This is a genomic window from Escherichia sp. WS568, from assembly GCF_046486085.1.
GTDB classification, from domain to species: Bacteria; Pseudomonadota; Gammaproteobacteria; order Enterobacterales; family Enterobacteriaceae; genus Escherichia; species Escherichia coli.
In genome coordinates this window covers 191,654-204,273 of the sequence record NZ_JBJQMC010000003.1, presented here as the reverse complement: position 1 = coordinate 204,273, position 12,620 = coordinate 191,654, and the positions used below count along the sequence as shown (strand labels likewise).

The following is a 12,620-nucleotide window of genomic DNA, read 5'->3' as shown; positions in this document are numbered from 1 at the left end:
TATCAGATAAAGTGCTTACGCAACCGTTGAGAGAGGAAATCCAGCAGGCTGACCGTGACGATAATCAGCACCATCAGGGCGCAGGTTTGCTGGAACTGGAAACCGCGAATCGCTTCCCACAGGGTGACGCCGATCCCGCCTGCACCGACCATGCCGACGACGGTCGCCGAGCGGACGTTGGATTCGAAACGATAGAGGGAGTAGGAGATCAGCAGCGGCATCACCTGTGGCAGCACGCCGTAGAGGATCTCTTCCAGCTTGTTGGCACCGGTGGCGCGAATGCCCTCCACCGGGCCGGGTTCGATCGCTTCTACCGCTTCGGAAAGCAGCTTGGAGAGCACGCCGGTGGTGTGGATAAACAGCGCCAGCACGCCAGCGAACGGGCCAAGGCCGACGGCGACCACGAACAGCATGGCGAAGACCATTTCGTTAATGGCGCGGCAGGCGTCCATCAGGCGGCGTACGGGCTGGTAAACCCACCACGGCACCAGGTTTTCGGCGCTCATCAGACCGAAGGGGATGGAGAGAACCACCGCCAGCGCGGTGCCCCAGACGGCGATTTGCAGCGTGACGGCCATTTCGGTGAGGTAATCCTGCCACTGGCTGAAATCGGGCGGGAAGAAGTCGGCAGCGAACGTCGCCATGTTGCCGCCGTCTTTGATCAGCGTAAGCGGGGCCATTTCCGCGCCCTGCCACGAGACGACCAACACGGCGAGAACAATGGCCCAGCTCAGAAGCGAGAACCAGCTGCGCTTGGGTGGGGCGATGGTGATGGTTTGCATGTTTGGCTCCGTGATTGTGTGCTCGATCGGTTCCCTCGCCCCTTCGGGGAGAGGGAGAAAACCATTACTGCACCGCTTTACTTACCGAACTCATCGCGCTTAACGCGTTGTTCAGGCGGTCCAGGTCATCCAGCTGCGCCTGAATCGCGGTGGTTTTCGCCAGCTTGTCCTGCTCATTCAGCCCTTTATTGCTTTTCACGCCCTGCATCTCTTTAAACAGTGCGAGCTGGCGAATCGGCACCAGTTGCAGGTCGCTGGAGGCGCGGAACGGGGCCCAGCCCAGGCGTTCCAGCACCGCTTTCTCTTCCGGCGTCTTGCCGTAATTCATAAAGAAGTCGTAGATCTTGTCTTTGGTAGTTTCGGAAAGATTTTTGCGCCAGACGATCGGATCGCCTGGGATCAGCGGCGATTTCCAGATCACCTTCAGTTCTTTGAGCTTCTCTGGTGCGGAGGTTTTCAGCTTGTCGAGGTTTTCGGTATTGTTGGTCGCCACATCCACTTGCTTGTTGGCGACGGCCAGCGCATTGGTTTCATGCCCGGCGTTGACGGTGCGCTTGAAGTCGCTGGCGGAGATATTGTTTTTGGCAAAGACGTAGTAACCGGGGACGAGGAAGCCAGAGGTGGAGTTAGGATCGCCATTGCCAAAGGTGAGATCTTTACGCTTCGCCAGCAGATCGTTCAGGTTGTTGATCGGGCTGTCTTTGTTGACGATCAACACGCTCCAGTAACCTGGCGATCCATCCGCCGCGACTGTCTGGGCGAAGACCTGACCGTTGGCGCGATCCACCGCTTCCATCGCCGACAGGTTGCCGTACCAGGCGATATCCACTTTATTGAAGCGCATCCCCTGGATAATGCCCGCGTAGTCCGGGGCAAAGAAGGCGTTGACCTTTACGCCCAGCTTCTTCTCCATATCCTGTAAGAACGGCGTCCATTGCGGTTTCAGGTTTTGCTGTGATTCCGTTGAAATAATGCCGAAATTCAGCGCCTTTTCCTGCTCTTCGGCGTGCGCCGGGCTTAACAGGGTGCTGAGGCTGAACATGCTGGTGAAGGCCAGCGAGGCAATTATCTTAGCGTTCATTCGTTTTCCTCAATGATGGGGATGTCAGGCAGCTTTCGCGTTCTCTTCGACGCGGTTAATGCTGCGGTAGAGATGGTCAAAACGTTCGTTATCAAACTGTTGGCTGCTGCCGTCGTAGAAGACGTGCCCCTGGCGCAGGGCGACGATGCGTTCGCAGTAGCGCAGGGCGTAATCCACCTGATGCAGCGTGACGACCACGGTAATGCCGTCGTTCTGGTTAATGTCGCGCAGGGTGTCCATCACGATGCGCGCCGATTCCGGGTCCAGCGAGGCGATGGGTTCATCGGCCAGAATCACCTTCGCCTGCTGCATCAGCGCGCGGGCAATCGCCACACGCTGCTGCTGGCCGCCGGAGAGGGTGGAAACGCGCTGATGGGCAAAATGCACCATGCCAACGCGGGTCAGCGCCTGTAACGCGCGCTGTTTCTGCTCGCGGGTGAACCAGCTAAAACAGGTGCGCCAGAACGGCGTGCTGCCGAGCGCGCCAATCAGCACGTTCTCCAGTACGCTCAGGCGATTCACCAGGTTGAATTGTTGGAAGATGTAGCCGGTGTTGGCGCGGCTTTTGCGGATATCGCGGGCCAGGCGACCTTCGCGCTGGACTGTGCGGCCCAGCAGCTCGATATGGCTACCGGCAGATTTATCGCCGGTAATCAAACCGCTTAAGTGACGTAAAAGGGTGGATTTGCCGGAACCCGACGGCCCAAGCAGAGCCACCATTTCACCGTGATGAATGTTCAGATCAACCGCATGCAGCGCCTGATGCTGATTGAAGGTTTTGGCGAGCTTCTCGACACGGATAATCGTTTGCATGATGCAGCCTCCCTAAAAAAGTGGCTCCATCGTGGCGGATTATTGTGACGATTTTGTTAACTAAAAGTGACTAACGGATGAAGAGTTAACGAGATTTCGATGACAGTGCGGGAGGGCGGCCCTCCCGGCGGGTTAGTGCGTTGGTTGTTGTTTGACGACATTAATCATCCACGGTACGCCAAATTTATCGGTGACTTTGCCGAAGCCATGCGCCCAGAAAGTTTCCTGCCAGGCCATTTCGATTTTTCCGTTAGCGGCAAGGTTGTCAAACCAGCGTTTTCCTTCTTCGACCTGTTGCGAATCGAGCACCAGCGTAAAGCCGGAGTAGCTGGCTTTTCCTGACGGTATAGCATCGCTCATCATGATGTCGCTTCCTGCAATGCGCACGTTGGCATGAGCGATGGCGGTATCGGGAAATTGCATTCCGGAAGGGCAGTTCTCGGCGCTATCCTGCGCTGATTTTGGCATTTCGCCGAAGCTGATTTTATAGAGCAGTTCAGCGCCCAACGTACGTTGATAATAAGCAATTGCGTCGGCACAGTTACCGGCAAAAGAGAGGTAGGGACTTAACGGCATGATGGTGACCTCAGTTAAGAGAAGCCAGTTAAGTGTAGTTCGAAATTTATACAGATGAGAGGGAAGCCTGATAAGACGCGGTCAGCGTCGCATCAGGCAGTCGGCATCGTTGCCGGATGCGGCGCGAGCGCCTTATCCGGCTTACCGATCACAATACAATCAGTTCTTTTTCACAAACTCAGATTTCAGTTTCATCGGACCAAAACCGTCGATTTTGCAATCGATGTTATGGTCGCCTTCAACCAGGCGGATGTTTTTCACTTTGGTGCCAATTTTCAGCATCGAAGAGCTACCTTTCACCTTCAGATCTTTAATGATGGTAACGCTGTCGCCGTCAGCCAGCAGATTGCCGTTAGCATCTTTAACGATCAGCTCGTCGCTTTCCTGTGCAGGTTCTGCGTCGTTCCATTCGTAGGCACATTCCGGGCAGATGTACATGCCGTTATCTTCGTAGGTGTATTCGGAGTTGCATTTTGGGCAGTGTGGTAATGACATGTGGATTTCCTCAAAAGTCAGCAGGGCAAAAGCGCCAAAAAACGGCAGATTGCCGAAAAAGGCCGCAATTATACACAAAATCCCTGAGTTTGTCGGGGGTACTGCTGATTTTAGACGACGATCGTTTTCATTTGAAAGGAAACGCAAAAAGAAAATAATCTTTTTGCCTCCATTTATTATTTAAGATAAGGTTAATGCTCTACTTGTTCTTTTTTTAATTCAAATGATATTTTTTATCTTTCTGACGTTTTAAACGTATCGGAAGACGTTATTTATTCTAATAAAAAATAACACTCTAAATATAAAATTATTTCTTGCAGTAATTATAAAAGCCGAAAACAGAACTCAAAAGCAATCTGGCTAAATAAAAGTAATAAAATTTGCTTTAAGGAAGAATTTTCTATGTACACACAGACCCTGTATGAGTTAAGTCAGGAGGCTGAACGCCTGTTACAGCTTTCTCGCCAACAGTTGCAGTTACTGGAAAAAATGCCTCTCTCTGTACCCGGAGACGATGCGCCACAACTGGCTTTACCCTGGAGTCAGCCTAATATCGCCGAACGTCACGCGATGCTGAATAATGAGTTGCGTAAAATTTCCCGACTGGAAATGGTGCTGGCGATTGTCGGTACCATGAAAGCAGGGAAATCAACCACCATTAATGCCATTGTTGGTACGGAGGTTCTGCCTAATCGCAATCGCCCAATGACTGCGCTGCCGACGCTTATTCGCCATACGCCCGGGCAAAAAGAACCGGTACTGCATTTTTCACATGTCGCGCCAATCGATTGTTTAATTCAAAAATTACAACAGCGCCTGCGTGATTGCGATATTAAGCATCTGACCGATGTGCTGGAAATAGATAAAGATATGCGTGCGCTTATGCAGCGGATCGAAAATGGCGTCGCTTTCGAAAAATATTATCTGGGTGCCCAGCCTATTTTTCATTGTCTGAAAAGTTTGAATGATTTGGTGCGACTGGCGAAGGCGCTGGACGTCGATTTTCCTTTTTCTGCTTACGCCGCCATTGAGCATATTCCCGTGATTGAAGTGGAGTTTGTCCATCTGGCGGGGCTGGAGAGTTATCCCGGCCAATTGACGTTACTGGATACCCCCGGGCCAAATGAAGCCGGGCAACCGCATCTGCAAAAAATGCTTAACCAGCAGCTGGCACGCGCCTCGGCGGTACTGGCGGTGCTGGATTATACGCAACTGAAATCGATCTCCGATGAAGAGGTCCGTGAGGCGATTTTGGCGGTGGGGCAATCGGTGCCGTTGTATGTGCTGGTCAATAAGTTCGATCAACAGGATCGTAACAGTGACGACGCCGACCAGGTGCGGGCACTGATTTCCGGGACGCTGATGAAAGGCTGTATTACGCCACAGCAGATATTTCCAGTGTCGTCGATGTGGGGCTACCTGGCGAATCGGGCGCGTAATGAGTTAGCCAACAGCGGTAAGTTACCCGCGCCAGAGCAACAACGCTGGGTGGAAGATTTTGCCCATGCCGCGCTCGGCAGGCGCTGGCGTCATGCCGACCTGGCGAACCTCGAACATATTCGTCATGCTGCCGATCAGTTGTGGGAAGATTCGCTGTTCGCCAAGCCAATTCAGGCGTTGCTTCATGCCGCTTACGCTAACGCCTCGTTGTATGCTCTGCGATCTGCCGCGCATAAACTGTTGAATTACGCGCAGCAGGCGCGGGAATACCTGGATTTTCGTGCGCACGGGTTAAACGTCGCTTGTGAACAATTGCGGCAAAATATCCACCAGATCGAAGAAAGTTTGCAGCTATTTCAACTCAATCAGGCTCAGGTGAGCGGCGAGATTAAACATGAAATCGAGCTGGCCCTGACCTCCGCCAACCTCTTTCTGCGTCAACAGCAAGATGCGGTGAATGCCCAGTTAGCCGCGTTGTTTCAGGATGATTCGGGGTCATTAAGCGAGATTCGTACCTGCTGTGAGACACTGTTACAGACGGCGCAGAACACCATCAGTCGCGACTTTACGCTGCGTTTTGCCGAGCTTGAATCCACCCTTTGCCGGGTGTTAACCGATGTTATTCGGCCCATTGAGCAACAAGTCAAAATGGAATTGAGCGAGTCAGGGTTTCGTCCTGGGTTTCATTTTCCTGTTTTTCACAGCGCAGTTCCCCACTTCAACACTCGCCAGCTGTTCAGTGAAGTCATTTCGCGCCAGGACGCAATGGACGAGCAGAGCACGCGTTTAGGCGTTGTGCGTGAGACTTTTTCGCGCTGGTTGAATCAGCCCGACTGGGGACGGGGAAATGAGAAATCCCCGACAGAGACGGTTGATTACAGTGTGTTGCAACGAGCATTAAGCGCAGAAGTCGATCTTTATTGCCAACAAATGGCTAAAGTTCTGGCAGAGCAGGTCGATGAATCTGTTACGGCAGGCATGAATACTTTTTTCGCTGAGTTCGCTTCATGTTTGACGGAATTACAGACGCGTTTACGCGAAAGCCTGGCTCTGCGTCAACAAAATGAATCGGTGGTCAGGCTGATGCAGCAGCAATTGCAGCAGGCTGTGATGACTCACAGCTGGATTTACACCGACGCTCAGCTGTTACGCGATGATATTCAAACACTTTTCACGGCAGAACGATATTGACCAAGACGTTACTGGACGGCCCCGGTCGCGTGCTGGAGTCGGTTCATCCGCGCTTTTTAGTGGATCTGGCGCAGGGCGATGATGCCCGCCATCCACAAGCCCATCAGCAGCAGTTTCGTGAACGACTGATGCAGGAACTTCTTGCGCGTGTGCAGCTTCAGGCATGGACGAACAGCGGGATGTTAAATGCGCCGCTTAGCCTGCGTCTGACATTGGTGGAAAAACTGGCGTCGATGCTGGATCCCGGTCATCTGGCGCTGACGCAGATCGCGCAACATCTGGCGCTGCTGCAAAAAATGGATCACCGCCAGCACTCTGCTTTCCCTGAGCTCCCCCAGCAAATTGCCGCCTTGTATGAGTGGTTTTCAGCCCGTTGTCGCTGGAAGGAAAAGGCGTTAACGCAACGAGGCCTACTGGTGCAGGCGGGTGAACAGAGCGAGCAAATTTTTACCCGCTGGCGTGCTGGGGCGTATAACGCCTGGTCGTTGCCTGGGCGCTGTTTTATCGTTCTGGAGGAGTTGCGCTGGGGGGCATTTGGCGATGCCTGCCGTCTGGGAAGCCCGCAAGCGGTGGCGTTGTTGCTGGGTGATTTGCGCGTGAAAGCGACACAACATCTGGCAGAGAGTATCAATGCGGCCCCGACCACGCGTCACTATTACCATCAGTGGTTTGCCTCTTCGACCGTTTCGACGGGCGGGGATCATGCTGATTTTTTAAGTTGGCTGGGAAAGTGGACCACGGCAGATAAACAACCCGTTTGCTGGTCAGTGACCCAACGCTGGCAAACTGTCGCGCTGGGGATGCCACGACTCTGTTCAGCGCAGCGTCTGGCGGGGGCAATGGTCGAGGAAATCTTCTCTGTAAATTTGGTGTAAATAATCAGTTACACCAATGAGTCCTAAACGAAATACATGTGTGAAGTTGATCACAAATTTAAACACTGGTAGGGTAAAAAGGTCATTAACTGCCCAATTCAGGCGTCAACTGGTTTGATTGTACATTCCTTAACCGGAGGGTGTAAGCAAACCCGCTACGCTTGTTACAGAGATTGCATCCTGCAATTCCCGCTCCCCTTTTGCGGCCGTCGCGCTGATTTTTCTGGCGTTTGCGGAAATGGGCCAACTCTGCGAGGAAAGCTATGCTGAAAAGGAAAAAAGTAAAACCGATTACCCTTCGTGATGTCACTATTATTGATGACGGTAAACTGCGTAAAGCCATTACCGCAGCATCACTGGGTAATGCAATGGAATGGTTCGATTTTGGTGTTTATGGTTTTGTTGCTTACGCATTAGGTAAAGTTTTTTTCCCGGGGGCTGACCCCAGCGTGCAGATGGTTGCTGCACTTGCCACTTTCTCCGTTCCCTTTCTGATTCGACCGCTTGGCGGGCTCTTCTTTGGTATGTTGGGCGATAAATATGGTCGCCAGAAGATCCTCGCTATCACTATTGTGATTATGTCGATCAGTACGTTCTGTATTGGCTTAATACCGTCCTACGACACGATTGGTATTTGGGCACCGATTCTGCTGTTGATCTGTAAGATGGCACAAGGTTTCTCGGTCGGCGGTGAATATACCGGGGCGTCGATATTTGTTGCGGAATACTCCCCTGACCGTAAACGTGGATTTATGGGCAGCTGGCTGGACTTCGGTTCTATTGCCGGGTTTGTGCTGGGTGCTGGCGTGGTGGTGTTAATTTCGACCATTGTCGGCGAAGAGAACTTCCTCGACTGGGGCTGGCGTATTCCGTTCTTTATCGCTCTGCCGTTAGGGATTATCGGGCTTTACCTGCGCCATGCGCTGGAAGAGACTCCGGCGTTCCAGCAGCATGTTGATAAACTGGAACAGGGCGACCGCGAAGGTTTGCAGGATGGCCCGAAAGTCTCGTTTAAAGAGATTGCCACTAAATACTGGCGCAGCCTGTTGACATGTATTGGTCTGGTAATTGCCACCAACGTGACTTACTACATGTTGCTGACCTATATGCCGAGTTATTTGTCGCATAACCTGCATTACTCCGAAGACCACGGGGTGCTGATTATTATCGCCATTATGATCGGTATGCTGTTTGTCCAGCCGGTGATGGGCTTGCTGAGTGACCGTTTTGGCCGTCGTCCGTTTGTGCTACTTGGTAGTGTTGCACTGTTTGTGTTGGCGATCCCGGCGTTTATTCTGATTAACAGTAACGTCATCGGCCTGATTTTTGCCGGGTTACTGATGCTGGCGGTGATCCTTAACTGCTTTACGGGCGTTATGGCTTCTACCTTGCCAGCGATGTTCCCGACGCATATCCGTTACAGCGCGCTGGCGGCGGCATTTAATATTTCGGTGCTGGTTGCCGGTCTGACGCCAACACTGGCGGCCTGGCTGGTCGAAAGCTCGCAGAATCTGATGATGCCTGCCTATTACCTGATGGTAGTGGCGGTGGTTGGTTTAATCACCGGCGTAACCATGAAAGAGACGGCAAATCGTCCGTTGAAAGGTGCGACACCGGCGGCGTCAGATATACAGGAAGCGAAGGAAATTCTCGTCGAGCATTACGATAATATCGAGCAGAAAATCGATGATATTGACCACGAGATTGCCGATTTGCAGGCGAAACGTACCCGCCTGGTGCAGCAACATCCGCGAATTGATGAATAAGCTGAAACGGATGGCCTGATGTGACGCTGTCTTATCAGGCCAATTGAACTCTTAAGGTTCACTTAATCTCTGACGCGCATACTCTCCTCCAGGTTAACGGAGGAGAGTGCAATGAAAAACCGTGTTTATGAAAGTTTAACTACCGTGTTCAGCGTGCTGGTGGTCAGCAGCTTTCTTTATATCTGGTTTACCACGTACTGATCTTTCTTCAGCCGTACCCAGGCCCGCGTGCCGGAAGTCTCTTGCCGGTTTTGCAGGAAAAACTGCCCGTGATGCAACTGTGTAATGCGGCTGACAATACTTAACCCCAGACCAATCCCGCCATAACGGCTGTCCATACGTACAAACGCTTTACTCAACTCCCCGCATTTACTCTCATCAATACCCGGTCCTTCATCTTCAACGGCCATGACTGCTCCGCCATCTTCTTGCAGCTTAATCATAATGTTGCTGCCTTGCGGGCTGTAACGATGGGCGTTTTCTACCAGGTTTCGCAATAACATCCGCAGCAGGGTTGCATCACCCTGAACGGTGATGTCGGCGGCGCTCTCTGGCAATAGCAGGGTTTGCTGTCGCTGGTCGAGCATGGTACTGAGTTCGTCATACGAGGGGAGAATGACATCTTCCAGCAGTTTTACATGTTGATAATTCCCGGAAGAAAATGACTGTCCGGCACGCGCCAGTTGCAGCAGCTGGGAGACACTCTCCATCATCTGATCAAGTCGAGCCACTAACGGTGCTACATCAATGTGATGCGTTTTCGCCAGCAGTTCCAGATGCAAACGCACCCCCGCCAGTGGCGTTCGCAGTTCGTGCGCGACGTCAGCGGTAAACAACCTTTCGTTATCCAGCGTGCTGGTCAGGCGACTGACCAGATCGTTTAACGCTGAAACCACCGCTTCGATTTCGAGGGTGGCGCTGTGAATGGCAATGGGCGTTAAGTTGTCGGCGGTGCGCGCTTCCAGCTCTTTTTGCAGCTCCGCCAGCGGGCGGGTGATGCGGCGTACCGCCTGATAGCAGATAAATAGCGTCAGGCTGACCATAAAGACGCCGGGGACAATCAGGCTGGCGACCGCCTCGCGGATCTCACGCATGATGTGGCGATCGTTGTTGCGATTGTCGCGTAGCGCCTGCTCAAACAGCTGAATCTGCTCGGTACTTTCATGCCATAGCCAGAAGACGCTGATCAGCTCAAACACCAACAAAATGGCCCCGATGGTCAATATCAGCCGTTGGCGCAGCGATATTGGTCGGCGCAGAAAACGCATCAGATTCAATTAGTTTTCCTCATTTGCGACCAGCATATAGCCAAATCCGCGCACGGTGCGGATACGGGCTTTGCCCACTTTGTCGCGCAGATTGTGGATATGCACTTCCAGGGTGTTGGTCGAGGGTTCATTGTCCCAGTTATAGATGTCGTTGTAGAGAATTTCCCGATGCACCGGACTGCCTGCTTTGAGCATTAACCGTGACAGCAGAGCATATTCTTTGGGCGTCAGAATCAACTCTTCACCGCCCATCCATACCTGACGGCGACCCATATTCAGCGTCAGATTGCCAACAATCAGCTCACTTTCGCCCTGATTATTATGGCGTCGTAGCAGGGCGCGGATACGGGCGTGTAACTCTTCCAGCGCAAAAGGCTTCACCAGATAGTCATCGGCACCGACATCCAGCCCGGCGATTTTGTCGGTCAGCGTATCGCGAGCGGTGAGGATCAGTACCGGCAGGGTGTATTTTTTCTGCCGGATACGGGCGAGAAAATGCAGTCCATCTTCGTCGGGTAACCCTAAATCCAGTACCACCAGGCTGTAATGACCGGCCTCAAGGCTTTGTTCCGCCATCCGCGCGGTTGTCACGCCATCGCACGCGTAGCCTTCGGTTTGCGCCGCCAGAATCAATCCCTGCAATAACAGCGTATCGTCTTCAACAATCAGAATTTTCATTCACTCACTCTCCTGCAAGTTTGCAGAATATCATCCGCAGCCTGGTAATACTTCGTCTCAACGCCAGTCAGGCCCAATAAGGTTGAGAATAAATTGTCTTGTGAATAGTGTTGCGTTTGCGCCTGTTTTTGCAGGCAGTTCTGGTCAACCTGATACCGTTTTTGATAATCCTCCGACAGCCACAGCAGCATCGGCACCTGTTTTTGGCTATCCGGGGCGATGGCATAAGGCAGACCGTGCAGATAGATGCCATTTTCACCTAACGATTCACCGTGGTCAGAAAGATAAACCAGGCTGGTGGTAAATTTATCCTGATGTTCTTTCAGCAGATTAATCGCTTTATCAACAATATAGTCGACGTAAACCAGCGTGTTGTCGTAAGTGTTCACCAGTTGCTCTTGGGTACAGGTCTGGATCTCGTTAGTGTCGCAGGTTGGGGTAAATTTCCTGAACTGCGGCGGATAGCGGTTGTAATAGGTCGGGCCGTGGCTGCCGATGGTGTGTAAGACAATCACGCCATCACCCTGCAGGTTATTGATGTAATCTTCCAGCCCGTGGAACAGTACTTCATCATAGCACTCGCCGTTGATGCACTGACCAGGCAGGTTCAGCGCGGTGACGTTCTGGTGAGGTACGCGATCGCAAACGCCTTTACAGCCGCCATCGTTGTCATTCCACAGCACGTTGATGCCCGCTCGCTGAATGATATCCAGCACGCCTTCCTGGTGCTGTGCCAGCTCTTCTTTGTAGTGCTCACGCGGCATATCCGAGAACATGCACGGTACTGAAACTGCCGTTGCCGTGCCGCAAGATGCGGTATTAGGAAAATAGACCACGTTATCTTTTGCCAGCCGCGGGTTAGTTTCACGCGGGTAGCCGTTGAGGGAGAAGTTCTCCGCCCGCGAGGTTTCGCCGACAATCAGGATGGTCAAATTTTTACGTGTCTCGTTCTGCATTAACGGGTTGCGGTGCGCGTCTTCACCAATTCGCACCAGCGGCAGATTTGCCAGTCGCTGATGGGAGTACCATGACCAGCTGGCAACAATGCTGTTAGAGGGGCTTAAGGATTTCACCAGCTCTTTGTTATTGCGAAACAACGAGGCGTAGTCTTTATAAAACAGTGCGGCGACCAGCAAAATCAGCAGTACAGAAACCAGAATATTGGCTCCACGGAAAAGAACACTGCGCAGGCGCGAGGTGGCTGGTTTGATTTTAATCCAGCAGGCAATCAGCGCAGCAAGCACGCCGCTGAATCCCAGCGTTAATAACATTTGCGGTGTCATCAACGCATAACTTTCTGCCGGAGTGGTATCAATAATATTGGCAATCATCGAGCGGTCGATGACGATGCCGTAAGTCATTATGAAATATTGTGCAGCTGCGCCGACCAGAATAAACAGGCAGGCCAGCGGTCGATTAAGCCACAAGAAAGAGCTTAGTGTCAGGACAATATTAATCACGCTGAAGGCGACGACCGGCATCGACAAGAAAACCAGTACGTTATGCAGCGAGTCCAGCGGCAGCGCCTGCAACACCTGTTTAAAAAAGGCAATATTCAGGCAGATAGAGATATAAAAAGCGGCTAACAATAGCCAGGCGAGTAAATTCAAAGAGGGTCTTTTTAGTAGGCGCTTCAACATCACGGTGTTTCCATC

Annotated in this window: 12 protein-coding genes; 4 read left to right on the top strand and 8 right to left on the bottom strand. The window is 52.2% G+C overall.

Going from position 1 to position 12,620, the window contains the following annotated elements:
• Positions 1-2 precede the first annotated feature (2 nt).
• The 5 genes from phnE to ACJHWR_RS05130 all read right to left on the bottom strand — a co-directional run bounded on the left by phnE (position 3) and on the right by ACJHWR_RS05130 (position 3,747).
• Positions 3-782, bottom strand: coding sequence for a phosphonate ABC transporter, permease protein PhnE (gene phnE, locus ACJHWR_RS05150; RefSeq protein ID WP_001193496.1), 780 nt, complete (start codon positions 780-782; stop codon positions 3-5).
• Positions 783-846: 64 nt separating this feature from the next.
• Positions 847-1,863 (bottom strand): phosphonate ABC transporter substrate-binding protein, encoded by a 1,017-nt coding sequence (gene phnD, locus ACJHWR_RS05145; RefSeq protein ID WP_000992000.1) that lies wholly within the window; start codon positions 1,861-1,863, stop codon positions 847-849.
• Positions 1,864-1,887: 24 nt separating this feature from the next.
• A complete protein-coding gene (gene phnC / locus ACJHWR_RS05140) occupies positions 1,888-2,676 on the bottom strand; it encodes a phosphonate ABC transporter ATP-binding protein (protein ID WP_001193398.1) in 789 nt (262 codons plus the stop codon).
• 132 nt (positions 2,677-2,808) lie between these two features.
• The gene (gene yjdN, locus ACJHWR_RS05135; protein WP_001131317.1) at positions 2,809-3,252 is read right to left on the bottom strand and encodes a VOC family metalloprotein YjdN; all 444 of its coding nucleotides are present in this window, start codon (positions 3,250-3,252) and stop codon (positions 2,809-2,811) included.
• Positions 3,253-3,411: 159 nt separating this feature from the next.
• Positions 3,412-3,747, bottom strand: a complete 336-nt coding sequence (locus ACJHWR_RS05130) for a zinc ribbon domain-containing protein YjdM (protein WP_001300891.1) — start codon at positions 3,745-3,747, stop codon at positions 3,412-3,414.
• A gap of 402 nt (positions 3,748-4,149) precedes the next feature.
• Between ACJHWR_RS05130 and crfC the strand changes: the two genes are divergently transcribed.
• The 4 genes from crfC to pmrR all read left to right on the top strand — a co-directional run bounded on the left by crfC (position 4,150) and on the right by pmrR (position 9,220).
• Positions 4,150-6,378 (top strand): clamp-binding protein CrfC, encoded by a 2,229-nt coding sequence (gene crfC, locus ACJHWR_RS05125; protein ID WP_000288577.1) that lies wholly within the window; start codon positions 4,150-4,152, stop codon positions 6,376-6,378.
• Positions 6,375-7,253 carry a YjcZ-like family protein gene (locus ACJHWR_RS05120; protein ID WP_000169146.1) on the top strand — a complete coding sequence of 293 codons (879 nt, stop codon included), beginning with the start codon at positions 6,375-6,377 and terminating at the stop codon, positions 7,251-7,253. Before crfC ends, ACJHWR_RS05120 begins: the two co-directional genes overlap by 4 nt.
• Positions 7,254-7,516: 263 nt before the next feature.
• A complete protein-coding gene (proP, locus tag ACJHWR_RS05115; protein ID WP_012311661.1) occupies positions 7,517-9,019 on the top strand; it encodes a glycine betaine/L-proline transporter ProP in 1,503 nt (500 codons plus the stop codon).
• Between the two features lie 111 nt (positions 9,020-9,130).
• Positions 9,131-9,220 carry an LpxT activity modulator PmrR gene (gene pmrR / locus ACJHWR_RS05110; protein WP_000797658.1) on the top strand — a complete coding sequence of 30 codons (90 nt, stop codon included), beginning with the start codon at positions 9,131-9,133 and terminating at the stop codon, positions 9,218-9,220.
• Here pmrR and pmrB read toward each other — a convergent pair.
• Genes pmrB through eptA form a run of 3 tightly spaced genes read right to left on the bottom strand, consistent with a single transcriptional unit; the run spans position 9,196 to position 12,605 of the window.
• On the bottom strand, positions 9,196-10,296 hold the full coding sequence (gene pmrB, locus ACJHWR_RS05105; protein ID WP_001052139.1) for a two-component system sensor histidine kinase PmrB: 1,101 nt from the start codon (positions 10,294-10,296) through the stop codon (positions 9,196-9,198). The two genes, pmrR and pmrB, sit on opposite strands and share 25 nt — an antisense overlap.
• Positions 10,297-10,965, bottom strand: coding sequence for a two-component system response regulator BasR (gene basR, locus ACJHWR_RS05100; protein ID WP_000697915.1), 669 nt, complete (start codon positions 10,963-10,965; stop codon positions 10,297-10,299). It abuts the gene before it with no gap.
• Positions 10,962-12,605, bottom strand: a complete 1,644-nt coding sequence (eptA, locus tag ACJHWR_RS05095; RefSeq protein ID WP_001572222.1) for a phosphoethanolamine transferase EptA — start codon at positions 12,603-12,605, stop codon at positions 10,962-10,964. The genes basR and eptA overlap by 4 nt, the downstream gene beginning before the upstream one ends.
• Between the last annotated feature and the right edge of the window lie 15 nt (positions 12,606-12,620).

What these genes read in the sequence shown, in the direction of transcription:
- pmrR (WP_000797658.1), top strand. Translation starts at nt 9,131, where the DNA reads ATGAAAAACCGTGTTTATGAAAGTTTAACTACCGTGTTCAGCGTGCTG.
- eptA (WP_001572222.1), bottom strand. Translation starts at nt 12,605, where the DNA reads ATGTTGAAGCGCCTACTAAAAAGACCCTCTTTGAATTTACTCGCCTGG.
- crfC (WP_000288577.1), top strand. Translation starts at nt 4,150, where the DNA reads ATGTACACACAGACCCTGTATGAGTTAAGTCAGGAGGCTGAACGCCTG.
- phnD (WP_000992000.1), bottom strand. Translation starts at nt 1,863, where the DNA reads ATGAACGCTAAGATAATTGCCTCGCTGGCCTTCACCAGCATGTTCAGC.
- phnE (WP_001193496.1), bottom strand. Translation starts at nt 782, where the DNA reads ATGCAAACCATCACCATCGCCCCACCCAAGCGCAGCTGGTTCTCGCTT.
- yjdN (WP_001131317.1), bottom strand. Translation starts at nt 3,252, where the DNA reads ATGCCGTTAAGTCCCTACCTCTCTTTTGCCGGTAACTGTGCCGACGCA.
- ACJHWR_RS05130 (WP_001300891.1), bottom strand. Translation starts at nt 3,747, where the DNA reads ATGTCATTACCACACTGCCCAAAATGCAACTCCGAATACACCTACGAA.
- phnC (WP_001193398.1), bottom strand. Translation starts at nt 2,676, where the DNA reads ATGCAAACGATTATCCGTGTCGAGAAGCTCGCCAAAACCTTCAATCAG.
- basR (WP_000697915.1), bottom strand. Translation starts at nt 10,965, where the DNA reads ATGAAAATTCTGATTGTTGAAGACGATACGCTGTTATTGCAGGGATTG.
- proP (WP_012311661.1), top strand. Translation starts at nt 7,517, where the DNA reads ATGCTGAAAAGGAAAAAAGTAAAACCGATTACCCTTCGTGATGTCACT.